Below are 26,942 nucleotides of genomic sequence, written 5' to 3' on the forward strand. Positions count from 1 at the left end.
ACTAGACAGGGCTCTATCTTGGCAAAAAAATGTACTAAGTCTTTACGCTTAATCACCTTTTTTCTGACTAACTTTCCAGCCTGATTCACGCCAACAAAATGAAAAACAGACTTTGCGATATCTAAACCAACTGTAGTAATCTTCATAGTGGAACCGTCCTCTTTCTGATGAGTTGTAGCAACTACATCGTGGCCCATTGCGAGGCCGATTTAAAGTGGATGGGTCCATTCCATTATCCCTCGCTGGAGGCGCAGTTTTTCGACTTATCATCAGCATGATGATTGTAAGATCTCGTTGGAGGCGATAACTCCAACCAATCATTGGCACGATAACCTGCTAACCCTCTGCATTCAAAAACCGATCAATACGCTGATAGGTTGTTTGGCACTCTTCACTGACTAAATCCTGCAACAACATGTAGGCGTGGATCATGCCGTCTAAATGGCAGTGTTCAACGCTCGCACCGGCATCTTGCATAGCATTAACATAGGCGATGCCTTCATCACGCAACGGGTCGCATCCGGCTGTGAATACCAAGGTGGCGGGCATATCGGCATCGAAGGCGCCAAACAGTGGTGAGGCACGTTTGACTTCCTCTTCGTTGGCTAAGGCATGACGGAAGTATTGTTGAAAGTACCAACGTACCCGCGCTTGTTCTAGTAAGAAACCTTGGCCATTGCTGCTTATCGATGCGCTACTCATGGTGTAGTCGACACTGGGGTAGATTAATATCTGTTTGTCGATACGTATGGCGGGATTTTTAAGGCGGTTCATGGTTAGGGTGGTACAAATAGCGCCGCCGGCACTGTCGCCCATAATGGCGATACTGCCGTCATGGGCAATGCCCGATAGTACGTCTTGATAATGAATGAGTGCATGTTGGCAATCGTGTATTCCCGCAGGGTAGGGGTGCTCGGGGGCGAGGCGGTATTCAACACAAATCACCACACACTGTGCCGTGTGGGCCAGCTGACGGCTCACCGGGTCGTATAGAGCTACACTTCCGCACATATGACCGCCGCCGTGAAAGTGCATCACTACAGGCAAGGGCTTGGTTGGATTGGGGCTGTACACTCTGGCCTGCAAGCTACGGCCATCGGCCATTGTAAAGGCCCTGTCTTCAATAAAATCTATGCTGGGTTTTACATTCATCAATGCGGCAAGCTTGTCTAAGTTGGCTCTTACCTGCGTTGGGGTGTATTGAATACCTTGCGCTTTTGCGTCGGCAATGGCTTTGTTGGTGGCAGCTAAAAAATCCTCCAGCTTAGGGGAAACTATGCCTCGCATGGTGATAACTCCTTAGTTTTACCTGTTTCAGGTAACAAATATCCGCCAATGAAAAAAGTGCAACTGAGCAAGGCTATCATCATAAATGACAGGCGATAGTCTCCCTGGTTAATATCCACTAACTTGCCAAAGACCCATAAGATGATGGTAGAGAACAGGTAGCTAATTGAGTAGAACAGGCTGAATGTCACCGTGATGCGCTCGCCTGTCATGTTGGGGAGCTCATGGGGAATAGACACTAAGGCCGTTACGGGGAAGAAGATAAAGAACCCCAACACAATCGCCGACAGGGTTTGCAGCCAAGGTAGCTCAATAAAGGATAAACCAATGATGTTAAGGGTGATCATGACACCCGAAAACCGGATCACCGGCAGACGCAGCGGCTGGCGCTTGCTATAGATGATGCCAGCGATGGTGCCAATAATACCAAAGCCAATCACCCACTTGCTTTGGCTGATGCCAGCTTCGGGATAAAAGGTAAATAGGCAGATGTAAAACGTTAGCAAGCCCGAGTAAGTAAAACCGTAAACCCAATTAAAACGGTCTTTTAGCCCCTGCCAGTAAGGTTGACTGCTAGCGCTGTTTTGCCCATCGGCACTGTTATTAGCGCTTTGAGTCTGTGGCTGAAACTGTACCGTTAACCACAGTAATGCTAGCACTAAACTGGCCAGTGAAAATCCAATTAATGTGGTCTGCCAGCTGCCGGTAAGCTGGTTAATATCTGCCATCATCCACAGCACAATGGCGGTACCTACGTTAAACGCCACGGCATTAATGCCATTGATCACCGGGCGCTCTTCAAGGCTAAAGAACTGCATCACAATGGGATTAAAATACACAATCATGAATGCTCCGCCTAATCCCATTAGAAAGCGGCTTAGCAGTAATAGCTCGTAGTTGGGGGCGTAGGGGGTCAATAGCCCCATCACTATCAACAATGAAGCGATGAAAAAGGCGTATTTGACGCCGTACTTTATGGATATCCATGCCGCGCCGAAGGTACCGACAATTTTGGCGAGTGTCACCGCGCCGCTAATAAAGCTGGCTGAGGCTAGGCTGTCTATCTGCATGGATGCCATAATTTGGCTCATGCTTGCTGTGCCTCCCACCCACGCCATTGCAAACAGAACATAGCTGAAGAACACAAGAGTTTCGACCACATATTTGTTGGTTATTTTCATGGTGAAGTGCTTCAAATCCGTTGAAAGAGAGAGTTATTAGGTTATCCAAAGGCGCGGCATAAATAAGTACTACCTTAGTGCACTACTTCATTGATTTAGCCGTGTTATGCTGGCTTTATTAACTAGTTAAATTTCTGTAGCTTACCCAGTAGTGAGTCACCGATTTTTGCCGTTGGAGATTGTGCTTGTTAGCGTGGTTATCATTAGATACTTGGTTGATTACCGGTTTGTCTATCGCCTACCTGGGGCTACTGTTTGTTGTGGCGCAATGGGGGCAAGGGCAAGCCAAAAAGAAGTGGCTGAGCCGACCTTGGGTTTATAGCTTATCCCTTGGGGTAAGCTGCTCGTCGTGGGCGTTTTATGGCACCGTTGGCCAAGCGGCAACCACTGGCGCTTGGCTGGCGCCTATTTATATTGGCTCGATTGCTTGCCTGATATTGGCATGGCCAATGCTGCTGCGCATGTTGCGGATCATTAAAGCTGAAAACCTCACTTCAATCGCTGACTTTATTGCTTGCCGTTACGACCGCTCACAAACCATTGCCGCTACCGTGGCTGTGGTGTCTATGCTGGGCACCATTCCCTATATTGCATTGCAGCTAAGGGCGATCAGTACCAGTTTTGATTTGCTAACCGGCACCTTTCAATCGGGTATTAGCACCGCATTTGTGGTGACCTTAGTATTGATTGTATTCAGCATCTTATTCGGCGCACGCCAAGTGGCAGCCAATAAGCAAAATCAAGGCTTAGTATTAGCGATTGCGTTTAGCTCAGTGGTGAAGCTGTTTGCATTGACGGCGGTGGGTATTTTTGCCACGTACTTTGTATTTGATGGCTTTGGTGCGCTACTCGACCAGCAACAAACCTTGCCGCAAGTGAGTTCACCAAACTCGCTGTATTTTGTTGTTACTCAAGTCATCCTTGGTGCCATCACTATCTTTATCTTGCCACAAGAGTTCCACATGATGATGATTGAAAATCATCATGAAAAAGAGCTCAAAGCCGCACGTTGGCTGTTTCCACTGTATCTGATTTTAATCAACGTGTTTATCTTGCCCATTGCGATTGCCGGCCAGTTAAGCTTTCCCGGTGGCAGTGTTGATGCCGACACTTACGTGCTGACGCTGCCGCTGTTTTATCAGCAAGCTTGGCTAGCGGTGGTGGTGTTTATTGGCGGTCTAGCTGCTGCGACTAGCATGGTGATTATGGCGGCCATTGTACTCAGCACCATGATATCGACCGAGATCCTCACGCCATTATTGTTAAAGCTACCTAAATTTCAGGCCCGCCAAACGCCGCAGCTGGCGGGCGTGTCATTAAACTTACGCCGGGTATCGATAGCCGTTATCTTATTATTTGCCTTCGCCTTTGAGCGTTTTGTGGACCATCAACATCACTTGGCAGGCATTGGTTTACTGTCGTTTGTATTGTTGTCGCAGTTTGCGCCCGCGGCCGTGGGAGCGCTATTTTGGCGCCAAGCGACGGCAAAGGGCGCATTGATTGGTCTCATTGTCGGTAGCTTGCTATGGCTTTATACCTTGCTGTTACCGGCTATTTTTGCCGATGCCAATTGGGTGGTGTATGGACCATTTGCGCTGAGCTGGTTAACGCCGACCGCACTGTTTGGCCTCGACTGGTTTGACCCTGTTACCCATGGGGTGTTCTATAGTTTGTCTGCAAACTTAGTGTGCTATGTGGTGATATCCCTCGTGTCGCTGCGCAGTGTCGGTGAGACTATCCAAGCTGAATTGTTTTTGAATCGACAGCAAACACAGTTCGAGCGTCATCTCAGCGCCAATGATTTATATAGCTTGCTGCATCGATTTATCGATAAGCAGGAAGCCGATGAAATGTTGCGTTTTGCCCAGCAGCAGACTCAATATGAGCCTGGCAGCATTAAGCACCAACAACAACTCATCGATTATACGCGCTTAAAACTGGCCGGAGTGTTGGGGTCGGCGTCTACCCGCATGGTGATGAAAGCGGCATCGTTCTCTCAAGATGTGCCGCTTGAAGATGTGGTGAGCATTGTTGACGAAGCCAGCCAGATTTTAGAGTTTAATCGCGAGCTATTACAATCGGGTGTCGAAAACATTGAACAAGGGATCAGTGTGGTTGATGCCGACATGCGTTTGGTGGCGTGGAACCAACGCTATATCGAGCTGCTGGATTACCCAGCCCATCTCGTGCGTGCGGGTATTGGGGTAGATGAGCTGATTCGCTTTAATGTGACCCGCGGCGTGATCACCGGTGATGAAGTCGACAGCTTAGTGGCCAAACGTATTGCCCATATGCGCTCAGGCCATGGACACCATTTTCAGCGAACCTTACCCAGTGGCATTGTGTTAGAGATACGCGGTCAAGCCATGCCTGGTGGTGGTTTTGTCAGTACCTTTTCTGATATTACTCGCCACGTTGAAGCAGAGAAAGCCTTGCAGCAAGCCAACGAAACTCTAGAAAAGCGGGTTGCCAGTCGCACCCATGAACTGGCTAAGGCCAAGGCGCAAGCTGAAGCTGCCAACAGTTCTAAGACACGCTTTTTAGCCGCTGCCAGTCACGATTTAATGCAGCCTTTTAACGCGCTAACCCTGTTTACTGACATGCTAAAACAGCGGGTGAAATCTCCCGAATTGGTTGATTTAGCCACTCACATTGAGGATTCCCTTAATGTAGTAGAAAACCTGTTATCTGACTTGGTTGAGATATCGCGCTTAGATGGCAGTTCCAGCAAAGTCGACAAACATGATTTTGCCATAGATGAACTATTAGCCACGTTAACCAATGAGTTTAGTGTGATTGCTAAGCAGGAGCAGATTGATTTTTGCTATCAGTACAGTGGTTGCATGGTCAATAGTGATCAGCAGATGCTGCGGCGAGTGATTCAGAACTTCTTATCGAATGCCTGCCATTATGCACCTGCTAAGCAGCGCCCTAATGGCGAGCGAGCCAAAGTCCTGCTGGGCGTGCGGCGTGATAAAAACAGTGTCACCATTGAAGTGTGGGACAATGGTCCGGGCATTCCTGCTGACAAACAACACAGCATTTTTGCCGAATTTGCCCGTTTAGAACAAACCCGTGAAATACCGGGTTTGGGCTTAGGATTAGCCATATCCGACAGAATAGCTAAACTACTGGGCCACCGGATTAAGGTGCGTTCAGAAGTGGGCAAGGGCACGTGCTTTTCTATTCAAGTTGACCGAGTCGCTGGGCAGCAGCGGCCGCGCAATGTGGTGTCATTTCCCCGTGAGGAAATCGTTGCCACAGCAACGCAATTTAATATCGATGTGCTGGTAATCGACAACGATGAATTAATCTTAACCGCCATGACGTCGCAATTATCGCAGTGGGGCTGTCGTGTCTTGGCCGCGAAAGATGAAGCGGCAGCATTGCAGTTATTACAGGGCGATGCCAAGCCGAAACTCATTATTGCTGATTATCATTTAGATGATGATAAAAATGGCGTCGATTTGGTGGCGTTGCTGTTAAGTAAACAACCATTGCTGAATTTAGACCATGCCAGCTGTATTATCTGCTCGGCTGACCCTTCTGAGCAAGTGCGTCAGCATACCAGCCAAGCGGGATTTGCCTTTGTTCGTAAGCCGCTTAAAGCGATAGCGCTCAAACGAATGATAAAAAAGCTGGCCTAGAGGCGAGGAAACGCTAGCAATATGTATTTCCATCGTGCTGGAAAGTGAGCGATTCATCATGATTGACTTGAAAAGTTGCCTAAATTGGATTCAATCAGTAGCAAGGTGGCTATTTTCGTAGCACAATCTTGGTAAATTTATGCCGGGTTGATTATGAAAATTAGTGATACAGAGAAAGAAGCGCTATACAAGGTTATCTATGCTCGCCGAGATGTACGGAAAGACTTCCTTGCAGATGAAATTCCTAATGATGTGTTAGCGCGAATATTGCAAGCTGGACACCATGCGCCAAGCGTTGGGTTTATGCAACCATGGGACTTCGTCTTGGTTACCGAGGAAGATACAAAGCATGCTATTAAGCAAGGTTATGAACAAGCCCGGATTGAATCTGCAGAGCAGTTCTCTGCAGACAAAAAAGTGACTATCAGCGTTTCAAATTAGAAGGCATTCTTGAGGCACCATTGGGAATTTGTGTCACTTGTGACCGTAGCCGCAATGGTCCTGTTGTCATCGGTCGCACCATCAAGCCTGAAATGGATCTCTACAGCACAGTGTGCGCTATTCAAAATATGTGGCTAGCAGCAAGAGCTGAAAACATCGGTTTAGGCTGGGTGAGCATCATTCATGACGAAGTGTTAAGGGCGGCATTGGATATCCCAGAGCAGATAGAAATCGTCGGCTATTTATGTCTCGGCTATGTGTCTCAATTCGAGACAAAACCTGAGTTGGAATCTTTCGGGTGGTTACAAAGAGAAGATATTACGCAGTTGATCCATCGGGAGAAATGGCGTCCGAAAACCTAGCGATACTAGTACTAGCTTCGCTTAATATGGTTTAAGTATTAGTCATGGTTGGCTAGCATTCGCGGCTTTGCTAACTCTTCCACCCAGTTAAGCACTAATCACTTCATTTTCTGGCGAGGTGATCATCAGCTGTTGATAGACTAAGCCAGCTTGGGTGCGGTTGTAGACCTCAAGTTTAACTAAGATTGCTGATACGTGTTTTTTCACTGTGGTTTCTTTAATATCGAGATCATAAGCAATTTGCTTATTCAGTTGGCCGTCGGCAATGCAGGCTAGTACGGTATATTGCTGAGGAGTTAGCTGGGCTAATTGCTTGGCTAAGCGCTGGTGTTCAGCCGCACTTTGCTGGTCGATATTAATGTCGGTGTGCTCTGGTAGCCAAATTTCACCATCTAATACCTGATCTATCGCTTCACCAATCACTGTTAGGTTGGCAGATTTAGGGATAAAGGCACTGGCACCGAAATCGATGGCTTTGCGCATTATCTCAACCTGATCATCCGATGAAACCATAATAACCACTAGATCGGGAAAGTGATTTTGCAATAAAGTCAGCCCTGTGAAACCGTCATTTCCCGGCATGTGCAAATCTAAAAAAACCACCTCCAAACTGGGGGTGGCTTTTACCAACTCAAGTAACTGCTCAAAGGTCTCAGCCTCTAAAATGTCAGTTTGTGCAAAGCTCTGTTCTACCGCTTGCTTTAGGGCAGCGCGAAACAGTGGATGATCATCGGCGATGGCAACTTTGGCATATGACATGGGCAACTCCTTTAGCACTCATTAAGTAGTTAACTCTATACTACTGGGTTAATGACTGAACACAAGCGATTGAAATCTAAATTCTTATCGCCTGTATTCAGTCGTTTACATTGGTTTAGAAGGTGTAACCAACAGTCAGTGAAATGGTCTGTGGATCACCATAGTAACCAATTAAGGTATTATCACCACCTAGCCCTGGTAGGTAGCCGCCATCATCGGTTGGCGTGACAAAGGCATAGGTACCGACTATGTATTCTTCATCGGTGACATTCTTCCAATGTAGACCGGCAGTCCAATTGCCTTCATTGCCGTACCAATTTAGGCCGAAGTTCAGCAAGCCGTAGCCTTCTTGGGTCAGCAAACTGTCTGTTACGGTGAGGTCATACTCGCTGCGGTAGTAGTAGTTACCGTTAAAGACAAACGCACCAATGTCGGTATCGAGGTTGTAGTTAAAGCCAACATTGGCCGTAGTATCAGGGGTGTTGGCAACGGTATAGCTGTCACTAATATCAATTTGGTTGCCATCTTCATCGTATGAGATCACCTCTTCGAACGAGGAGTCAATTAAACCTAGGGTACCAAACAGGTTAAGGGATTCGGTTGCTGCATATTGTAGCTCTAGCTCGATACCTTGAGCCGTAGAGGTACCGATGTTACCTAAGCGCTGATTCAGATCCGCGGCATCTTCCCCCGGTAATACTGTGACAAACTGTCTATCTTTATGGTCGAGGTAAAATGCAGTGAGGTTAACGCGTAAATTGTTGTTCCACTCACTTTTAACCCCAACTTCATAGGAGTCGACCACCTCTGGATCTACCGCGGGCTCTGGCCCCTGTGCTCTGGGGTTGAAGGTACCGGACTTAAAGCCTTGTGAGTAACTGGCAAAGAACATCATATCTTGGTCGTACTGGTATTCGAAGCCGACACGCGGGGTGAAGCGTGACCAATCTTCACTGTCATCAAGTACCGTTGGAATACTCGCCTCAATTAAGTCTTCATCACGGACAAAACCTGGGTACCAACCAGTTTTAGGATAGATACTGTCGAAGATAACGCCGTTGTTCACTGTGGCTTGTTTCTCTTCTTGGGTGTAACGGGCACCCAAGGTTAGCGAGAATTTGTCAGTAAAATTGTATGAGCCTTGTAGGTAGGCAGCGTAGCTCTCGCTATTATTGCAACCACTGACTTCTCGAGTGAGTCCACCATAAGCAATAAAGGCTTCTTCTAAAATGGCATCAAACTGGCCGCAAGAGTCACCTTTAAAGTAATACAGTCCAGAGACTAATGTTAGGTTGTCAGAGTCGTAGTTAACCTGAAATTCTTGTGATACTTGCTCATCTTCATAAATGGCGGGTACATCGAATATGCGCAGATCGGTATTATCAAAATCGATATTAGTAGGCGAGTAGCTTTCGCGTGATGCGGTAACAGACTTAAAGGTCCAGTTGTCGTTTATGAAATACTCTAAGGTAAAGCTAAGTCCTTCGGTTTCGACCTTATTCCAGGTTGGCATACTGGTGTAAGAATCGTAAACGCTGTCGGGAACCGGGGCATCGGTTAGCAGGCTAGGCAATAAACGGTAGCCGCCTTTGGCATTGGACTCATCTTCGGTTTTGTCATAGTTCAGTCGCATGAACAGGTTGTCTGTGGGGGTGTACTCTAAGGTTAATCTGCCTGCTAGCACATCTTTGTTATAGTTCTCTTTATCTTGATCTGGTAGCGCAGATTTTAGAAATTCGCCGTAACCGTCGCGTTGCAGACTAGCAAGCGCAAACCCGATGTAGAGTTTATCTTCGATTAATGGATATTGGCCGGCCACTTTAAAATCTGTTTGTGCATAGCTACCAAACGTACCTTGTAAGTTAAGCTCGGCATCACCACTCATTTTGCGGGTCACATATTTGATGGCACCGCCTATGGTATTTTTACCGTATAGGGTTCCCTGTGGTCCACGTAATACCTCGACACGCTCAACATCAAGAATATCTAGTACAGCCCCTTGAGGGCGGGCAACGTAAACATCATCAATATAGATACCGACACCAGGCTCATATCCCCATAATGGATCTTCTTGGCCAACACCACGAATAAAAGCGGTTAAGGTCGAGTTGGTACCACGGCTGCGCTGCAATGTCGTGTTAGGGGAAAACTGTTGGACCTCTATGACTTCGGTTATGCCGCTTTCAGCTAACTGTTCGGCATTGATTGAGGTTACCGCTACTGGCACATTTTGTAAGCTCTCAGCGGTTTTACGCGCGGTGACTTCAATACGCTCCAGTGTGGCTTCATTCACGATGATTTCTTCATCTTGAGCGTGCAATACTGGGCTGGTTAGCGCGGTAGATATGGCCAGTGCGAGGCTGCTCAATTTAACTATTTTCTTGTCCATAGAGGTTCCCTGTTTAGTACTTGTAATTGGTTAGGTACTACTTGGTCTTAGTTAGCAATGACTCTATAGCAATGGTTAATTAAATTAATCGGTACTATAGTAGTATATGTTATTAAGTTGTTGTTTTTAAGTGTCTATATGGTGTTTTTTTATGTTTGCTACTACGCTGGTAGCAGTCAGTTTTAGGCTAAATTTGCCAAAATTCTGTAATCGCAATTGCGGCACTAATAGGGCTTGGAAGTAAGAATGCCGCTGCCGTACCACCGCCCTGTTTGCTGGCATCAATGGGAAAACCGTGGCCCAATTTTTCTATGGTGACCAACTGCAAAACTGCCTGGTTATCCTGGTACCAAGTTTGGGTTTGATAACCTGATGTTGATGTCTCTTCTAACGGCTGTTGAAGCTGCTTTAACTGCGCCCATTGCTGCGCAATTACCTGCGCATTGATGGGGTTGACTATTTTATCTTGGCTACCGGTCCATACTGATAAACTGGGCCAGTTGGCGGAGGTGGCAGGCTGGGGACTTATTTGCTTTGCCAGTTGCTCGGCGGATACTGCAGGACCGGTGCGCATGCATGAAATAGCTTTGGTGAGCGAGTCGGCACAAGGATAGGCTAGGCCGCCAACAATAGCACCCGAGCTAAACATTTCTGGGTAATGGGCTAGCATGGCACTGGCCATAGCTCCACCGGCAGAAAGCCCGACAATATAGGTTGCTTGGCTTTGTGTTTGTTGCTGCGCGTGCAGTAGCATGTTTTTCAGCGACAGCATTTCGCCGCTGTCTTTGTCGGTATCCTGTGCGGAGAACCAGTTAAAGCAGCGCTTGATATTGTTACTTTTAGCTTGTTGCGGCAGCAGTAAGTTAAAACGCTTAACAGCGGCGAGGGTTTCGAAGCCACTTTGTTTAGCGAACGTGAGAGCATCTTGCTCGCAGCCATGTAACACCAACACCAAAGGCGCTGCGCCGCGGTCAGCTTTTATCAAGTGTGCCGTCAGTTGACCCGGATTGTCGCCAAAGTCTTGCAATGGTTGACTATGCGCACTGCTGGCGATAGCAAGTAACATTGGGAGGCCTAACATCAGTCGCCGCAGAAGGCGGCTAAACGAAAGAGTGCTGGGACAATTGAGCTGTAATGGCATAGTGCAGGTTCGCTTTTTTACTGGGTGTTGTGTCGAACTTGCTGAAAAAAAGCCCATGAAACAATGGCACTTTAGATCTATTGCTAAGTTCGATGATGGCTAAAACAGCGAAACTTGGATTTGTTACTATACTCAAGACTCCTATTACAGCGCCTTTGGAGCACCCAATGAGTCATACTTACAAGAAGATAGAGTTGGTAGGGTCATCGCCATTGAGTTCGGACGATGCGATTAAAAATGCTATCGATACTGCGGGGCAGTCGTTAAAGCACTTACGCTGGTTTGAAGTGGTAGAAACTCGCGGTCATATTGAGGCTGGTGTGGTTGCCCACTGGCAGGTGACCATAAAAGTAGGCTTTACTTTAGAAGCGCACGAGTAATACCAATCAGTATAAGAATTTGATCTACTCAGCGCGCTTTGGGCAAACTAATTCAAGGCCTGCTAATTCAAAGTAAGTATTGAAACAATGGTTGTTCCCTTGTGAAATTATTCAACGCAGAAGTAGGCAGCCTAAAACGCGCCAGAATGGCGAGTTTTAGCGATTCTGATGCTGTGTTAACGAGCTTAACCGTAGAATAACTATGCTCTTCACTCGTTGCAAACCACAGGGTCTTGACTGTTCCTGACAGTCATAAGACATTTCCTCCGTCCTTGGAGGTCAGATGTGGTGAATGTCATTAATGCACGACTATAGGGATATAGGAGGTAGGGTAACGCAGGAGCAGTTACCGAGGAGCATTTAAGGACCTACCTCAGAACCGCTAAATTCTCGCTGAGTGACTAAATGTTTATACTGATTGGTATAAGACTAAATAGAAAAAAGCCAACAATAATTGTTGGCTTTTTACTATTAATCAATTACTTGATGTGGTTGAGTAATTGCTGTTTAACCGCAGGTGAAGCAAAAGCTTGCTCGACACTGGTGCGGTAAATTTTGTAGTAATCTTCTATTGTTAGATTAAACGTTTGCATGACCTTGCGCACTTCATCAGTCATGGTGGTATTGGATACCGTACGGTTGTCTGTATTGATAGTGGTGGGCAGATTGTCGTCGAAAAACGCCTTAAAAGGGTGCTCGCTCAGTTGCGCTACCGCTTTGGTTTGAATATTACTGCTTGGGCAGGTTTCTAAACCAACGTTATGCTGCTCGACTTGCTCATAGGCAGCCTGATGACCGGTAATATGGATACCGTGACCCACTCGCTGGGCATGTAACATGGTAATGGCATCGTAGACGTTTTGCCCGACACCTTGCTCCCCGGCATGGATGGTAATGTTGTAGCCTTTTTGCTTGGCGTAGTCAGCATAGGGAATAAATGCTTCACAAAAGCCCGGTAACTCTGCGCCAGCAAGATCGAATGCTGCAACACCGTTATTGAGGAAAGCCGCACCGGCATCAATAACATCATAGATATTGTCTTTCGGGAAAGTTCGCAGAATCGATAAAATGTAGTTGCCCTTGATATCATATTGGGCTTCAGCGCGTTGCATGCCTTTCACCGCGGCGGCGATGATATCGGTAAAGCTAAGCCCTTGTTGTTGGTGGAGCTGCGGGCCAAAGCGAACTTCAAAATACTTTACATTTTCCAGTGCTGCGTCTTCAAACAACTCGAACGAGATACGTTCAATGGCGTCTGCGGTTTGCATTACCGATAGCGGTAAATCAAAGCGCATTAGGTATTCTTCTAAATTAGGACAGGTTTCCGGCGCAATCATCAGCGTATTGATTTCGTTGATATCTTGGCTGGGTAATGACACATTTTGGGCTGCTGCAAGATCAATAATGGTTTGTGGGCGTACGCTGCCATCGAGGTGACAATGAAGATCGATCTTGGGTAAGCTTAAATAGTTCATGAGTCTCTACCTTTATCTATTAGCGCCATAATAGTGATCAGTTAATACTGCGAAAAGTCGAAACGATTGCGCACCATTAATAGATAGACCATATCTGGCAGGGTATAAAGTTACAGACTTCATAATCAAGAATTTAAGGCTCTTGGTAGAAACTCCCAAACCATATTATTGGGATTATACGAAGCGATTTTTCGGGACTATACCATCACAGATGCGGCCATGCAATGTCCGTAATTAGACAATACTAATGGAATGTGACGCCATAGTGATAGTCATTGTTGAAATTAGGCGTCTCTTGATAAGCCTTTTTCTACCGCGCGGATCACGCGGGCAGTTTTACGACTACTGCTTAAGCTAAGTTGCTGACGCGCCAATGCCCAGTCGATATGTTCAATCACCATGTCGTCGACTTCTGCCGACAACTTTCTTTGCTCAAGTGCGCTGACAATACACTCAGACTGCGGTGCATTGCCCAATGCAACGGCAATGTTTCTAAGCCAACGTTTGTGACCAATGCGTCGAATTGGACTACCTTCAGTGAGCGATAGAAACTTAGCCTCATCCCACTGAAAAAGGCTGACTAAATCGGCCTTAGACAATGAGTCGCGAGTGTGAAAGTCGCTTTCTTGGGTGAGGGGAGCTTGGCTATTTACCGGGCAGACTAACTGACAATCATCGCAGCCATAGATGCGGTTACCCATTAACTCACGAAACTCAACTGGAATTGCACCCTGAAGCTCAATTGTTAAGTATGAAATGCAGCGTCTAGCATCTACGGTGTAAGGAGCGACGATGGCATCGGTCGGGCAAGACTTAATACAAGCAACACAAGTATTGCACTGCTCTGCCACCGGAATATCAACCGGTAGCGGTAGATCAATGAGTAACTCACCAAGGAAGAACCAGCTGCCCGCCTGTTGGTTTAGAATGAGTGAATGTTTGCCGGTCCAGCCCAGGCCCGCCTTTTCCGCTAGTGGTCGTTCTAATATCGGTGCCGAGTCAACAAAAGGGCGAGAGTGGCTTTTGTTATAGCCTAACTCTGTCAGCTCTTGGTCGATGCGCTGGCCCAGTTTTTTAAGGCGGTTACGCATCATTTTATGGTAATCACGCCCGCCAGCGTAACGGGATATATAGGCTAAATTAGGATCGCGAAGGTGGGTAGCAAACATGGTATTGGGCGGTAAATAATCCATGCGCACACAAATGACCCTTTGGGTGCCAGGATGTAGCTCGTGGGGGCGCGCCCGCATCATACCATGGTTGGCCATGTAGCTCATTTCACCGTGGTAACCTTGGTCTAGCCAAGCTTGAAGCTTAGGTTCCTCAACAGACAAATCAATATCACTAATGCCGACCTGCGCGAACCCTAGCTCTTGACCCCATAGTTTTAACTGTCGAGCAAGCTGTTGCAGACTTGCTGCATCTATAGAGGTGAGGGGTTTTAGCGATTCGGCCATCGGATTTTATCGAAAATTGAGTATCGCGAGGATCATATCAGAAATGGATAGTTTCGTCTTGAACTGTGTGTTAGGTGCAAGTTTTGCATCAATGTCGAACACAGTTTTCGTTTTTTAATGCAAAATTGGCGACTGTTTACGCGCAACTTGTTAACATTTTTCTGGTGAATAATTCTGTGTGTTTGGGTTAAGCGTTGTTTTTTATAATAAGAATTAGGGTTGCTCGACATAATATTTTGCAAAAGCAAGTAAATGGCGTTGATACAATTTTCAGCATAGATATTGTTGCCAAAATGTAGATTTAAGATCTGGAAGCTCTATTATATTTAGATGACATTTTAATCTGTAGGCAAAGGTATATGACGCTCAGGCTCAAAATTATTGCATTTGTAGGTGTACTGTTTTTATCTTTTCTGATGATCGCCTTTTTAGGGTTACAGGCTTTGTCTCAAGCGAGCGAGAATGACAACATTGCTCGCATTAACCAGCTGATGAAAAGCACCGTCAATATTGTTGAAGAGTTCGAGTTGTTGGCAGCATCTGGTGAACTCACTGATGAAAAAGCCCAAGCTTACGCCAGTAAAATGCTGCGTGAAAACAAGTACCACGATTCTGAATATGTTTATGTGGTTGATAAGCAGCTGAACTTTGTCGCCACTCCCCATGACCCGCAGCTTCACGGCACCAGCTTTAATGATTTTAAAGATGCCAGTGGTAACAGTATTGGTCAAATGGTCGAGCGACTTGTGGGTAATACGACTTCACAAATTATCACTTATCATTGGGATTCAGAGCGAGATGGCACTGTGGTCGATCTCACCTCTGTAGTGCAAAAGACCCCACGCTGGGGTTGGTATGTAGGTACCGGTATCAGCTATGCGGAGGCCGACGCTCGTTATTGGTCGGTGGCCAGCTGGCTGTTGACGTTATCGGTGATTATTGCAGTGGGTCTGTCTTTTGCTTTGGCGCGTTTTGGCCTGAAAATGCGCAATGCCCTGGGGGCGGAAATTGATGATGTGCACCGTATTGTCACTCAAGTATCTCGCGGTAATTTAAAACAAAACCCTGATTTCCAGTCTGCCGACGATAAAAGTGTACTGGGCGCGATGAATTACATGCAGCAAGGGCTACAAGGCGTGGTGGTGGGGATTAAAGGTGTTGCAGACACGCTTAATTCACAAACTAAAGATGCCGAGGCTCGCGCCACAGAGCTGGAAAACTTAACCCGCAGTATGAACGAGGAAACCCAAATCGTCGCCTCAGCGATTACTGAGCTTACGGCTTCATCAACTACGGTAGCCGATCATGCCCGGCAGGCAGCGGAGTCAGTACAAGAAGCTGAGGAGCAGGGGCAAAGCGCTTACTTATTAACTGAAGAGTCTTCAAAAACCATTGCACTGCTGGAGAGTCAAATTGAGGACGCCGGCGCTAATATTCAAATCCTTGATGATGAAGTAAATAACATTGCTAATGTACTGTCGGTTATTCAAGGGATTGCCGAGCAAACTAACCTATTAGCACTTAACGCTGCAATTGAGGCCGCCCGAGCCGGTGAACAAGGTCGTGGCTTTGCGGTAGTGGCGGATGAAGTGCGTCAATTGGCGCAGCGGACCCAAAGCAGTACCGGTGAGATCCATCAAATGATCTCTAAACTACAAAGTGCCACTCGAGATGCCAAAGCCTCAGCAAATGAAAGTATCGATACCAGTGAGCAGACGGTGACTAAATCACAGCACGTGGCGCAAGAGTTAAAAAATATCGCACAGTCTTTGTCGGCGATCTCCTCGATGAGTCATCAAATTGCTGAGGCAGCTACTGAGCAGTTAGCTGCAGGCGAAGACTCTGCTAAGCGAATAGTAAATATCTCGGAAACGGCAGCCAATACGGCAACTGTTTCGCAAAATGCCCATGAAGCTAGCGATCAAGTGCAGTCGCTTACGCGCAACTTGGAAGTTGAGATCAAGAAGTTCACTATCTAACGGTTTAACGCACTTAATCGATACTCGCTTAGTGAGTTATTTATTCTGAAAACAAGTCACGGTGCTATTGGGCTGCGTGGCTTTTTTTAGCGCTGTCGAACAAGGGCAGGTGACGCCTTAGTTGTTGACGGTCAATGCTAGTCTGCTCTGTTGCAATTTCTACTAACGACCCTGCTAATTTATCTCAGCGGCGTAGCTCATTGTATCAAGGTTTCGATATGGCTAACCTTGCTCGTTGCAGTAGTCGCTATCTACGGGTTAAGTAGATAGCGACTTGAAAATGACTCTATACGTATCAAGGTGAGGTTGTATTCACGGTGTGCAGTTAGTGATGATGGCGACCTAAATAACAAATAAGCTAAAGCGGGTTCCATCACTCGCAAGTTGATAACACTGTGGGATGTCAGCATGGGTGGGGCTTTTTTGCCATAAAAAAAGGAAGCCATTAGGCTTCCTTTTTATTTAGGTTTTTAGCCGCTGTTTATTGCGGTGTACCTTGGTTGATGGTTACTGAGTTACCAGAGCCCATTTGCATTACTGTGGCATTGTTAGCCATATCAGTTTGCGTGATAGCGGCATAGTTGGTTGCACCACCAGTTACGGTTACGTCAGCCATGTTGCCATAGCCCATTTGGTCAACATAGATTTCGTTTTCTGAGCCCCAGGTTGAATTAACATCAGCAGTATGTAACTCACCGTCTTGAGCGATATCGACTATTGAACCATTATGCGCCGCATTGGCAGAAGCACGGTTATTAGTACCGGTTTGAACAATTGTTAAAGTGTTCCCACTACCATTAACAGTTGCACCTACGTCACGGCCACTGTCTGCTGCAGAAACACGGTTACCTGTACCTGTTTGAGTCACAAACATTTGGCTACCTGCACCGTTCATAGAACCTGCACCAGTATAGTTACCATCACCTGTTTGAGAGATAGTTAAGCTATTACCAACACTTGACGCATCTTGTAGTACGAAAACGTCATTAGTTAAACCATTTTGATTAATGGTTGCAGTATCATTGTTACCATTTTGGAAAACTTCAGCATTGTTAGCTGTTTCAAAACCATTACTAGTGATTTGGTCAATCGTGGTGGTGTTGCCGTTACCATTTTGGTTAACACTTGCGACTTGCTGGTAGTCTTGAGTAACGGTTGAGTTATTGCCATTACCTTGCTGGTTAACATTAGCTTGGTTAGCCGACGTTTGAGAAACAGTTGATTGGTTATTATTACCATTTGCTTGCACTATAGTCGCTTGGTTGAACCCACCAACAAAACTAGAATCTTGAGAAATCGTTGACTGGTTGTTGTTGCCGGCCATTTGAGTGACGGTTGCAGCATTAAGTCCACCAATAAAACCACCACCATTTTGAGTTACGGTAGACTGGTTACCATTACCCTGTAGCTGTGCAACAGTTGCAGTATTCAGGCGACCGTTTTGGGTCACTGTCGAGTTACCGTTAGATGCATCACTTTGTGTCGTTGTTGCAGCGTTGAAGCGACCTGTTTGGTCGACTATGGTGCTGTTACCATTGCCACCAGTTTGAGTCGTAGTGGCCGTGTTATTACGATTTTGGGTGATATCAGCGTAGTTACTGTTACCAGTAGTTTGAGTCACATTGGCGGTGTTGTCTTCATTTTGATCAACCCAAGCAATATTACTATTACCTGCGGTTTGAGTGACATTTGCAGTGTTGTCTTCGTCTTGGCTTACATCAGCATAATTGCCGTTACCAGACGCTTGGTAGACAATCGCGCTATTGTCATCATTTTGGTCAACAAACGCTTCATTGTTATTGCCTGACTCTTGGATGATGGTTGCTTGGTTTTCATCTTCTTGAGTGACATCAGCGTAGTTGCCATTGCCAAATGCTTGAGAGATAAATACCGTGTTTTCATCGTTTTGTTCAACAAATGCTTCGTTGTTGTTACCAAAGTTTTGGCTGATGGTGACTTGGTTATCGTCATCTTGCAGAACGTCTGCGTAGTTACCGTTGCCGCTACTTTGGCTTACAATAACCATGTTGTCATCATCTTGCTCAAGCCAAACTTCGTTGTTATTACCAGCAACTTGATTAATATTGACTTGGTTGTCATCATCTTGGTCAACATCCGCATAGTTTCCGTTGCCCGCGGTTTGGTTTACGGTTGTAACGTTGTCGTCGTCAGAGTCGACATAAACAGTGTTGTTATTACCATTAGTTTGGCTTACTACGGCGTTGTTATAGTCTTCTTGGACAACTTCAGCGAAGTTACCGTTACCATTTAACTGGTTTACCGTTGCGCTGTTATCTTCGTCGTCACTTTCATCAGCTTGGTCAACGATAGCGACATTTCCATTACCATTGATTTGGTTAACAAAGGCTTCGTTGTTGTCACCTTGGTAAACTTCAGCTTCGTTGTTGTTGCCAGTCTGATTGACTATCGCATTGTTGGCTAGGAATTGTTCGACGGTAGAGATGTTACCATTCCCAACTTGCATCGCAGATGCAGTGTTTTGACCAATGGCGTCATCACCTGTTTGAAAAATTGTGCTTTGGTTATTATTGCCAATTTGGGTTGATGTTGCGTTGTTTTCGGCTGCATATTGCTGAATATCAGCCATGTTGCTAGCACCAGTTTGGCTAGCTAATGCAAACGTGGTATCGGCACCAGTTGCATCGGTATTTTGATATATCGTACTTTCGTTTCCTGCACCATTTTGCACTGACGTAGCGCTTGCTGAGTCAGAGTCTATTTGCTCGATTCGTGCATTGTTATTCTGGCCGATTGTTTGCACGACATTGGCAAGAGCCGCGTCGGCATTATCATTGATAATTGTCGCTAAATCACCGTTACCCAATTGAGTAACAGTGCCTATTGCCGACGTAGCGTTCTGCTGTGATACGCTTGCGGTGTTGTTATTTGCGAGTTGTTGTACGTTAGCAAGGTTTTGATCGCCAGTAGCTTGGTCGATTTGGCTATCATTGCCATTGCCCTGTTGATTGACGAAAGCTGTGTTGTTCTCGCTTTCGTCAACTTGGTTGACGACTGCAACGTTAGTATTGCCGTTTTGCGTTACATTGGCATTATTGGTGTCGCTGGCAGCAGAAGCCGAGCTAGATGCCAAAATGGCTGCGGAAACGAGTAATGCGATATTTGAATGTTTCATTGATGTCTATATCCCTGTGAGCATGATGATTTAGATATTGGCAATAAAGCTAATCCTGTACTTCGGTCCCAATAGAAACAATTTTGCCTACTTCGCTATGCCAAAATCGTTTTCTTTTTAAAGATACAGACTGTGCGCCAATGTCAATTTATTGACGGGAAGTATGAAGTGTTAACGCAGATTCAACGTCATTCGTAGGTATTAATCGATCTAGGCTCAAAGTCTATAAAACTTTCGTTCAATAATACTTTCTTACTATGCATTGAAGGTTTGAAATGTGTTTTTCTAAAGCCAATTAGAGTTTCGGAAATCAACTTGTCTATAAGTTTTTGTATTTACTTGTTTTAATTTCTATCTTTTTAAAAGTTTTTCAGCGAGCAGTTTAAATGGGCAGTGTTGCTGACAACGGTCCTTTCAACCTTCTTGTAGTCCTAAAGTTGTAATGGTGGTGATATTCAGTGTTTATAGTGGTTGAGCGCCCGCTCAAGTAGTGACTTATCCTGAACAATAGAGCCGTAACGTCTGTTTATACCTATCTAGTGTTGAATACAACATGCTGATGCTATTTTTGATTTGGATATAGTAAGCTTGTTTAAGGCTGTTCACTGATGGCTATTCACTCGCCATGGAAAAGGATGACTTATTTGATGAGGCTTGGCCTTTTTATTATCGCTAGTTTGATTATTGCTGGGCACTCTGTTGCGACGGCGGCTTCCTTGAGGCTATTGACGGAAGAGTGGGCGCCGATGAGTTACGAGCAAGACGGATTACCCCATGGTTATATGATTGAACTGGTTAACTTGTTAAAAACAGAGTTTACCTTGCCGCCTAGCCAGAATATTGAGATTTTGCCTTGGGCAAGAGGATATGCAATTGCCCAATCTTCTTCAGATGTGATGTTGTTTGCGACTTCAATTAATGATGAGCGTCTGCAGATGTTTGATTTTGTTGGTCCTGTGGCGACAACAAATATCTATCTTTATACGAGTGCTGATGATCCAATCATGCTTAATAGTGTAGAAGATATCCCTGCAACCGACACAGTGGGTGTTTACCGAGATTCTATTGGTGGAGGTATTTTAGAAAAAGTAGATGGACTAGAGTTGTTGGTAGCAAGTTTCCCCCATCAATCTGCTCGGCAACTGGTGCGCAAAAGAGTCAGATTTTGGTCCCAAGCTGATGTAGCTGTGGAGATGCTGCTTAAAGAGATTGGCAGTGATATTAGTCAAATCAAGCCTGTACTCAAACTTAGCCAGATTGAACTTTATTTCGCTTTTTCTAGAGGGACTGACAAACAAGTGATTGAGGCTTGGTATCAGGCACTTTTGGCTGTACAGCAGTCGGGTCAGTTTGATGAGTTATATCAACAATGGTTCCATAACTTAAGCCCGCCACAGCAAGCTGAGATTATATGGCGTCAGTAAGCGGTTACTTGTCTTCACTAGGACTTAACACTGCACAGTTTCTACCATTGGACTTTGCTTGATACAGCGCGCTATCGGCTTTCTGCAGTAACGCACTAAAGTCGGCATCATTGTGCTGTGTGGCCACACCCGCACTGGCGGTTAAGAAAAAGTCATCACTAATGTCAGTAATTGCGGTTTTAGCAATAGCTTGTATTAAACGACGAGCAACTAATAGGGCTTGTTGAGCATTAGTATTAGGCAATAGCACCAGGAACTCTTCACCGCCGACACGGCCCACCAAGTCATGTTCTCGCATCAAGGTCACACTAATATTAGCAATACCAATGAGTGCCTTGTCACCAATATCGTGGCCATATTGGTCATTAGTTTTCTTAAAATTATCTACATCAAACAGAATCAGTGACAGCTGCTGGCCGCTATCAGGTAGCTGTTTGAACAGGGCTTCACCTTGTTTGTAAGTATGACGGCGATTGGGGAGTTGAGTTAAGTGATCTGTCATCGCTAAAGTCGACATTTTTTTGGAGCGTTTAGTTTGCTTATAAGCAAAGAAACTGACAACGAGCATCAACAAAAATCCCATTACTATTACGGCACGTTGTAGCAGTCGGTTCTGCTCATAGATCTGTAATTCATGCTCCTTAATTTTTTGCAATTGCAGCAAATGTTGGTTTTCATCCTCAATGCGTTCGGTATTAAAGCGGGTACGCATCTCTGTCGTGAGGTTGGTTTGACGTTTAGCGTCTAATTCGTTGTGGACTTTTAGATATTGCTCCAGTGCAGCAAGCGCTTCAATAGGCTGGTTGAGCGCTTTGTATACTTCAGTTTTGACTTTGAATAGGTGCAGTAAGCCGCGTTGATTCTTAATCGTCTCAAACGTATTCTGGGCCTTAGCTAAAAACTCTAATGCTTGTTGTGGCTTAGTATTGATAAGTGCTATTTCAGCGTTGAATAAATTTAAATAACTATAGAAAGGTCCGAGTTCGGCTTTCACATGGGGCTCAGCTTGAGTCAAAAGTTGCTGGGCGACGTTGATTTCGCCGAGTTTGATTAATGTGCCGGCAAGGTTAACTGCAACCAGACTTTTACGTAGATCATCTTGCTTATCTTCCCAATAATTAAAGGCCTTCATGTAGTTGGCTTTAGCTTTTGGGTACTCATTAATCTCTTCTAATGCTATGGCCATTTCAGTGGTCATCAAAATAGCATCATCGAGTTCACCCATAGCAATGTATTTTTGTTCTAATTTTTCATAATGCTTAAGGGCCGTTTGCGGATCGCCAAATCGTCTATAGCTGGTGGCAATATCTGAGAGGTTATACAAGCTCCAATACTTAAGGTTTAATGAATCATAGAGATCTTGTGAGGTAATCAAATCTTCTAACGCTTGGCCAAAATTACCTTGGAAAGAGTACATCCTGCCTCTTAAGCTTCTGGCGTCGGCAATGAGTCGCGGTAATTCTGCTTTATAGGCCGCTAATATGACGTCGTTGTAGCCAGCTAAAGCCTCATCAATATTATTCAAGCCTTCATTTAGCCATGCACGACAGAGTTTTAGGTCAATCACTGTTTCGGCTGATTTTGTGATTATCTCGGATGAAAGCTGTAGCTCGACAAATTTTATGCCGTCGCGCAGTGAGCTAGGGTCGGTGAGATCATGTGCCCAGCATAGTGTGCGCTGCAATCGTCGATAGTTAAGCGGGGTGTGAATATCGATATTCGATTTAAGGTAGCCGAGGTGTTTATCGATACTCTCTTGGTTGAGCGGTTTGCCACTTTCAAGTAATTCAAAGGTAGCATCAATGCTTAACTCTGAAGCCAAAGTTTTTACAGGCAGCGCAAAAAGACTACAAGCGAGTAGCACGCCGCTAGCAAACTGACGATAGCTGTGGGCAAGTAGCTTCAAGGTAATCATGTCCTTAATTTGGCAAAGTAATGCGTAGAATCCATCCGTAAAGCGTATCAACAGCATAGTTTATTTTTATCATATTTGGCTGAAATATCGGAGTATATTTGCATATCTTTAACATTATAATACAAACTAAGCAGCTGTATATATCACTGTCTTGATTGTTGTCAGCTTTGCATTTTGATTGGTGTGCGCGTATAAAGGCTGCTTTTAAAGGACTAGCGATAGAGATAAGCGCAATGAAACGGTGGCTGATAGGTCTGCTTTTAATCGTATCAATACCGGCGACTGCTGGATCAAATTTGGAAAAGTCAGGCGATATTTTGCATTTACTTATTCCTGCTGCCAGTTTTGGTGCGAGCCTATATGTAGAAGATGACTTTGAGGGCAGCTGGCAGTTAATTAAAACTGGCGTGGTGTCGCGACTTGTCGTTGAAGGCTTAAAATATAGTGTTGATAAGGAGCGTCCTGATGGCTCTGGCGATGACTCATTTCCATCTGGGCATACGGCGGATAGTTTTGCAGCAGCGACCTTTGTTCAGCAACGCTACGGTTGGGAGTGGGCGATCCCCGCCTATGTGGGCGCCGCTTACGTGGGTTATACTCGTGTAGCGAGCGACAAACACCACGTAGAGGATGTACTGGTTGGAGCCGCAATTGGTGTGTTATCTGGGTTGTATTTTACCGAGCCCTATAAAGGCATGACTATCACCCCTATTGCTGGAAATGGTCAGTATGGCTTATACATTAGCGGCAAATTTTAGCAGTAAGACAATAGAAGAGAATTATGAATCAAGACAGTTATCGTACCCAAGCCGAGCAAGTGGCGCTAAATGTATGTAATAGTGTTATCCCTATGGATAAAGTGCCGGAGAGTTTGCTCGAGGCCTACGCTAACCTGTGTAATGAGTTGCTTGAAGATAAAGAGCAAAAGTTTCAAACCACTTGGACTGCGTTGCCAAACAGCGCACAAAAGCTGCTTCCGCAAGCTGATTTTCATGGCTTTTATATCGCCAATGCGTGGTTACAATTATCTCGAGTCGCACAAGATATCGCTGAGTTAGCCGATAGCGATGAAGCAATTGATGAAAATGAATACAACGGTATTTTTACTCGTTTGTCTGACGCTTCTTTAAAAGAGAGTGTTAAAAAGCTTAAAAAAGCACGAACAGATCGTGCCATGCTAAACAGCATCAAAACTGTCATTGCAGGAAAGTAGCTCAAGAGATAAAAGGCCATGATGTACATGGCCTTTTTAATTGACCTTGTTAGCGCAAGCGGGCGTAGATAAATAAATCCGTGGTCGCTTGCGCGGTATTCGCCGCGAACGCTTTGCGTTCAATTTCGATAATATCAAAGCCATTGTCGATAAGCAGCTTTTCCAGTACTGGGTATTGATGGTAGTAAATAAATACTTGGTCGCCCGCACTGGATGTTTGTATACCGGAACGCTCTGGTGTGTCTTCCATGGTGCTGAGATACAACAGCCCACCGCGGGTTAGTACTTGGGCAACTTGTTGTATTAGCTGTGCCACTTCCGATGTTGATAAGTAAGGCGTGCAAAAGCCACTGAACACGGCATCGAATGTACCCAGCTCATCTATCTGCAAACAGTTATGCACTGAATACTGGGCTTGTGGGTTGTTTTGCTGAGCCAGTTCGACCATGTTCGGTGCTAAATCGATGCCGAGAAGCTGAAGCGCTGGTTGTTGTTTTAATAAATACCGGCTGACATTGCCCGGACCACATCCAATTTCCAATACCTGCGCATCGTGCTGTGTCAGCAATTGGCCAAATCTATCGTAGGTATCGAGATAGAAGTCAAAATCCATATACTTGTCTTGGTATTGCTTCGCGAGTTTGTCGAATGTGGCAACAGAGCCTAAATAGCTTTCCATGAGTGATGGCTTTCCGTTAGTGATGATTTTCCGTTGTTGATAACTAACCATCAGTATTGATGCACGCTCTAGATGTTTACATTATTGTCTGTTTACTAAATATTCCCTTGCTGGAACCGATAAAGCAACTGTTGATACGCAAGTTTCTCAATCTTAACAGTACTGCGAATAAGCAATAAAAAAGCGACTCTCAGAGTCGCTTTTAAGTTTAAAGGTATCTAACTGATGAACTAGAAAGAGGTACGCTTGTAACGGCGGTACTCAGCAGTCCAGAAGTTAGCCTCGATGGCTTGCAAGAGCAGCTCATCACTACAAGGTAGCGCGTGGCCTTGCTCAATTGCCACTTTACCTACGGCTAAGGCGATGTGCTTACTGACTTCATGAATCGATTCAAGCTCTGGCAGTAACGAACCTTCACCATGTTTTGCCAAAGGTGAACACTCGGCTAGTGCACGGCTTGATGCCATTAGCATTTCATCGCTGACACGCTTGGCGCCAGCAGCTAATACGCCTAATCCAATGCCTGGGAATATGTAGCTGTTATTACACTGAGCGATTTCAAAAGTTTGCTCGTCTATCACCACTGGTTCAAATGGGCTGCCAGTTGCGACGAGTGCTTGGCCTTGTGTCCAATGCAGAATATCTTTAGGTGTTGCTTCCACACGGCTAGTGGGGTTAGAAAGCGGAAAGATTATCGGACGTGGGCAGTTAGCGTGCATAGCCTTGATGATCTCTTCACTAAATAGCCCAGGTGCGCCAGACACGCCAATTAATACCGTTGGTTTTCCATGCTGCATGACATCTAATAGGGACACATTGTCATTATCAGTTTGCCAGCTGGCGATATAGTCTGCCTGCTGTGCAAGCTTTTGCTGGAAAGGCAGTAAATTTGGCATATTATTTTGCAATAAGCCCCAGCGATCGACCATATAAACTTGGCTGCGGGCTTGAGTCTCGTCAATCCCTTCAGATACCATCTGTGCCACAATGGCTTCTGCGATACCACAGCCTGCTGAACCTGCACCTAAAAAGGCGACAGTTTGCTTGCTTAGCTGGGTATTTGCGGCTTTACAGGCTGCCAGTAAAGAGCCAACAGTGACGGCTGCAGTGCCTTGAATGTCATCGTTAAAGCAGCAGTATTGATCTTTGTAGCGCTCTAGCAAAGGCATGGCATTCTTTTGTGCGAAATCTTCAAACTGAATTAGTGCATCTGGCCAGCGGCGATGAACGGCTTGCATAAAGGCTTCGACAAATTCGGCATATTCTTCACCGCCGATACGTTGGTTGCGCCAGCCCATATACATTGGATCTTCAAGTAGGTGCGGGTTGTCAGTTCCCACATCTAAAGTAATCGGGAGGGTATAAGCCGGACTGATACCACCACAGCTGGTGTATAGCGATAGCTTACCAATTGGGATCCCCATGCCGCCAATCCCCTGATCGCCTAACCCTAAAATTCGCTCGCCATCGGTCACTACAATAATTTTTACTTTTTGGCGGGTCGAATTATTGAGAATGTCATCAATACGATCTTTATTTGGATAAGAGATAAACAGGCCGCGGTTGCGACGATAATCTTTAGAGAAACGCTCACATGCCATACCGACCGTAGGGGTATAGATAATTGGCATCATTTCGGTAATGTGGTTTTGCACTAGTCGATAGTAAAGCGTTTCGTTAGTGTCTTGAATATTACGCAAGTAGATGTGGCGATCGAGATCGTTACTGAAATTTTTATATTGATCGTAGGCGCGCTCGGCTTGCTCTTCAATGGTTTCAATGACGTGAGGAAGTAGGCCTTCAAGGTTAAAAAAGATCCGTTCCTCTTCAGTAAAAGCGCTACCTTTGTTAATCAAAGGCGCTTCAAGAATGGCCGGTCCAGCAAAAGGAAGATATAGCGGGCGTTTATTATCGTCCATGGGTAACCTTAATGTTTTTTGTTATTGGGTAAGCTGTCTTTTAAAGTTTGGCAAGATTAACACAAAGTGTGATCTTTGTTGTCTTTTCAGTGAGGAAATTAGTGAATATTTTTACTACCGATGGGTGGGCATATTGTTTT

General features: G+C 45.4%; 20 protein-coding genes, 1 pseudogene and 1 riboswitch. Of the genes and pseudogenes, 8 read left to right on the forward strand and 13 right to left on the reverse strand.

Annotated elements, in window-relative coordinates; genetic code table 11:
* The 3 genes and pseudogenes from L865_RS24025 to L865_RS0115885 all read right to left on the reverse strand — a co-directional run.
* Positions 1–146, reverse strand: a pseudogene (locus L865_RS24025) (IS110 family transposase); the annotation flags it as partial.
* A gap of 190 nt (positions 147–336) precedes the next feature.
* Positions 337–1,287: an alpha/beta hydrolase fold domain-containing protein gene (locus L865_RS0115880; RefSeq protein WP_028774138.1), complete on the reverse strand. Its 951-nt coding sequence runs from the start codon at positions 1,285–1,287 to the stop codon at positions 337–339.
* Complete coding sequence (locus L865_RS0115885) at positions 1,275–2,468, reverse strand: MFS transporter (protein ID WP_028774139.1); 1,194 nt, start codon at positions 2,466–2,468, stop codon at positions 1,275–1,277. The genes L865_RS0115880 and L865_RS0115885 overlap by 13 nt, the downstream gene beginning before the upstream one ends.
* A gap of 185 nt (positions 2,469–2,653) precedes the next feature.
* Here L865_RS0115885 and L865_RS0115890 point away from each other — a divergent pair, with 185 nt between their 5' ends.
* The 3 genes from L865_RS0115890 (at position 2,654) to L865_RS26040 (ending at position 6,918) form a co-directional block, all read left to right on the forward strand.
* The gene (locus L865_RS0115890) at positions 2,654–6,115 is read left to right on the forward strand and encodes a hybrid sensor histidine kinase/response regulator (protein ID WP_028774140.1); all 3,462 of its coding nucleotides are present in this window, start codon (positions 2,654–2,656) and stop codon (positions 6,113–6,115) included.
* A 153-nt stretch (positions 6,116–6,268) separates the two neighbouring features.
* On the forward strand, positions 6,269–6,556 hold the full coding sequence (locus L865_RS26035) for a nitroreductase family protein (RefSeq protein WP_281171126.1): 288 nt from the start codon (positions 6,269–6,271) through the stop codon (positions 6,554–6,556).
* 20 nt (positions 6,557–6,576) lie between these two features.
* A complete protein-coding gene (locus tag L865_RS26040) occupies positions 6,577–6,918 on the forward strand; it encodes a nitroreductase family protein (RefSeq protein WP_281171127.1) in 342 nt (113 codons plus the stop codon).
* Between the two features lie 87 nt (positions 6,919–7,005).
* Here the strand turns inward: L865_RS26040 and L865_RS0115900 are convergent, their stop codons facing one another.
* From L865_RS0115900 to L865_RS0115910, 3 genes are all read right to left on the reverse strand, one after another.
* A complete protein-coding gene (locus L865_RS0115900; RefSeq protein WP_028774141.1) occupies positions 7,006–7,677 on the reverse strand; it encodes a response regulator transcription factor in 672 nt (223 codons plus the stop codon).
* A gap of 115 nt (positions 7,678–7,792) precedes the next feature.
* Entirely contained in the window at positions 7,793–10,066 is a 2,274-nt protein-coding gene (locus L865_RS0115905; protein ID WP_028774142.1) for a TonB-dependent receptor, read from the reverse strand.
* Positions 10,067–10,253: 187 nt separating this feature from the next.
* Entirely contained in the window at positions 10,254–11,132 is an 879-nt protein-coding gene (locus tag L865_RS0115910; protein ID WP_028774143.1) for an extracellular catalytic domain type 1 short-chain-length polyhydroxyalkanoate depolymerase, read from the reverse strand.
* 242 nt (positions 11,133–11,374) lie between these two features.
* Between L865_RS0115910 and L865_RS0115915 the strand changes: the two genes are divergently transcribed.
* Positions 11,375–11,587, forward strand: coding sequence for a dodecin (locus L865_RS0115915; protein ID WP_028774144.1), 213 nt, complete (start codon positions 11,375–11,377; stop codon positions 11,585–11,587).
* A gap of 479 nt (positions 11,588–12,066) precedes the next feature.
* Here the strand turns inward: L865_RS0115915 and add are convergent, their stop codons facing one another.
* Together add and queG are read right to left on the reverse strand one after the other, a co-directional pair.
* Complete coding sequence (gene add / locus L865_RS0115920; protein WP_028774145.1) at positions 12,067–13,062, reverse strand: adenosine deaminase; 996 nt, start codon at positions 13,060–13,062, stop codon at positions 12,067–12,069.
* Positions 13,063–13,164: 102 nt separating this feature from the next.
* Positions 13,165–13,264, reverse strand: a riboswitch (purine riboswitch).
* 82 nt (positions 13,265–13,346) lie between these two features.
* Complete coding sequence (queG, locus tag L865_RS0115925) at positions 13,347–14,519, reverse strand: tRNA epoxyqueuosine(34) reductase QueG (RefSeq protein WP_028774146.1); 1,173 nt, start codon at positions 14,517–14,519, stop codon at positions 13,347–13,349.
* 359 nt (positions 14,520–14,878) lie between these two features.
* On the opposite strand from queG, the gene L865_RS0115930 reads away from it, so the two are divergent.
* The gene (locus tag L865_RS0115930) at positions 14,879–16,498 is read left to right on the forward strand and encodes a methyl-accepting chemotaxis protein (RefSeq protein ID WP_028774147.1); all 1,620 of its coding nucleotides are present in this window, start codon (positions 14,879–14,881) and stop codon (positions 16,496–16,498) included.
* A 251-nt stretch (positions 16,499–16,749) separates the two neighbouring features.
* On the opposite strand, the gene L865_RS25585 is transcribed toward L865_RS0115930, so the two are convergent.
* Entirely contained in the window at positions 16,750–16,944 is a 195-nt protein-coding gene (locus L865_RS25585; protein ID WP_157577617.1) for a hypothetical protein, read from the reverse strand.
* 35 nt (positions 16,945–16,979) lie between these two features.
* A complete protein-coding gene (locus L865_RS24620; RefSeq protein WP_028774148.1) occupies positions 16,980–19,652 on the reverse strand; it encodes a beta strand repeat-containing protein in 2,673 nt (890 codons plus the stop codon).
* Positions 19,653–20,368: 716 nt separating this feature from the next.
* Between L865_RS24620 and L865_RS0115940 the strand changes: the two genes are divergently transcribed.
* A complete protein-coding gene (locus tag L865_RS0115940; protein ID WP_245608452.1) occupies positions 20,369–21,076 on the forward strand; it encodes a substrate-binding periplasmic protein in 708 nt (235 codons plus the stop codon).
* Positions 21,077–21,080: 4 nt separating this feature from the next.
* Here the strand turns inward: L865_RS0115940 and L865_RS0115945 are convergent, their stop codons facing one another.
* Positions 21,081–22,991, reverse strand: coding sequence for a diguanylate cyclase (locus L865_RS0115945; protein ID WP_051484655.1), 1,911 nt, complete (start codon positions 22,989–22,991; stop codon positions 21,081–21,083).
* Positions 22,992–23,224: 233 nt separating this feature from the next.
* On the opposite strand from L865_RS0115945, the gene L865_RS0115950 reads away from it, so the two are divergent.
* On the forward strand, positions 23,225–23,749 hold the full coding sequence (locus L865_RS0115950) for a phosphatase PAP2 family protein (protein WP_028774151.1): 525 nt from the start codon (positions 23,225–23,227) through the stop codon (positions 23,747–23,749).
* Between the two features lie 23 nt (positions 23,750–23,772).
* Positions 23,773–24,204, forward strand: coding sequence for a DUF3069 domain-containing protein (locus tag L865_RS0115955; protein WP_028774152.1), 432 nt, complete (start codon positions 23,773–23,775; stop codon positions 24,202–24,204).
* Positions 24,205–24,253: 49 nt separating this feature from the next.
* Here L865_RS0115955 and L865_RS0115960 read toward each other — a convergent pair whose 3' ends face one another.
* A complete protein-coding gene (locus L865_RS0115960; RefSeq protein WP_028774153.1) occupies positions 24,254–24,883 on the reverse strand; it encodes a class I SAM-dependent methyltransferase in 630 nt (209 codons plus the stop codon).
* 230 nt (positions 24,884–25,113) lie between these two features.
* On the reverse strand, positions 25,114–26,802 hold the full coding sequence (locus tag L865_RS0115965; RefSeq protein ID WP_028774154.1) for an NAD-dependent malic enzyme: 1,689 nt from the start codon (positions 26,800–26,802) through the stop codon (positions 25,114–25,116).
* Between the last annotated feature and the right edge of the window lie 140 nt (positions 26,803–26,942).

This window comes from Shewanella waksmanii ATCC BAA-643 (genome assembly GCF_000518805.1).
In the GTDB taxonomy this organism is placed as follows: domain Bacteria; phylum Pseudomonadota; class Gammaproteobacteria; order Enterobacterales; family Shewanellaceae; genus Shewanella; species Shewanella waksmanii.

What these genes read in the sequence shown, in the direction of transcription:
- L865_RS0115880 (WP_028774138.1), bottom strand. Translation starts at nt 1,287, where the DNA reads ATGCGAGGCATAGTTTCCCCTAAGCTGGAGGATTTTTTAGCTGCCACC.
- L865_RS0115885 (WP_028774139.1), bottom strand. Translation starts at nt 2,468, where the DNA reads ATGAAAATAACCAACAAATATGTGGTCGAAACTCTTGTGTTCTTCAGC.
- L865_RS26035 (WP_281171126.1), top strand. Translation starts at nt 6,269, where the DNA reads ATGAAAATTAGTGATACAGAGAAAGAAGCGCTATACAAGGTTATCTAT.
- L865_RS0115900 (WP_028774141.1), bottom strand. Translation starts at nt 7,677, where the DNA reads ATGTCATATGCCAAAGTTGCCATCGCCGATGATCATCCACTGTTTCGC.
- L865_RS0115905 (WP_028774142.1), bottom strand. Translation starts at nt 10,066, where the DNA reads ATGGACAAGAAAATAGTTAAATTGAGCAGCCTCGCACTGGCCATATCT.
- L865_RS0115910 (WP_028774143.1), bottom strand. Translation starts at nt 11,132, where the DNA reads ATGTTACTTGCTATCGCCAGCAGTGCGCATAGTCAACCATTGCAAGAC.
- L865_RS0115915 (WP_028774144.1), top strand. Translation starts at nt 11,375, where the DNA reads ATGAGTCATACTTACAAGAAGATAGAGTTGGTAGGGTCATCGCCATTG.
- add (WP_028774145.1), bottom strand. Translation starts at nt 13,062, where the DNA reads ATGAACTATTTAAGCTTACCCAAGATCGATCTTCATTGTCACCTCGAT.
- queG (WP_028774146.1), bottom strand. Translation starts at nt 14,519, where the DNA reads ATGGCCGAATCGCTAAAACCCCTCACCTCTATAGATGCAGCAAGTCTG.
- L865_RS0115930 (WP_028774147.1), top strand. Translation starts at nt 14,879, where the DNA reads ATGACGCTCAGGCTCAAAATTATTGCATTTGTAGGTGTACTGTTTTTA.
- L865_RS25585 (WP_157577617.1), bottom strand. Translation starts at nt 16,944, where the DNA reads ATGGCTTCCTTTTTTTATGGCAAAAAAGCCCCACCCATGCTGACATCC.
- L865_RS24620 (WP_028774148.1), bottom strand. Translation starts at nt 19,652, where the DNA reads ATGAAACATTCAAATATCGCATTACTCGTTTCCGCAGCCATTTTGGCA.
- L865_RS0115945 (WP_051484655.1), bottom strand. Translation starts at nt 22,991, where the DNA reads ATGATTACCTTGAAGCTACTTGCCCACAGCTATCGTCAGTTTGCTAGC.
- L865_RS0115950 (WP_028774151.1), top strand. Translation starts at nt 23,225, where the DNA reads ATGAAACGGTGGCTGATAGGTCTGCTTTTAATCGTATCAATACCGGCG.
- L865_RS0115955 (WP_028774152.1), top strand. Translation starts at nt 23,773, where the DNA reads ATGAATCAAGACAGTTATCGTACCCAAGCCGAGCAAGTGGCGCTAAAT.
- L865_RS0115960 (WP_028774153.1), bottom strand. Translation starts at nt 24,883, where the DNA reads ATGGAAAGCTATTTAGGCTCTGTTGCCACATTCGACAAACTCGCGAAG.
- L865_RS0115965 (WP_028774154.1), bottom strand. Translation starts at nt 26,802, where the DNA reads ATGGACGATAATAAACGCCCGCTATATCTTCCTTTTGCTGGACCGGCC.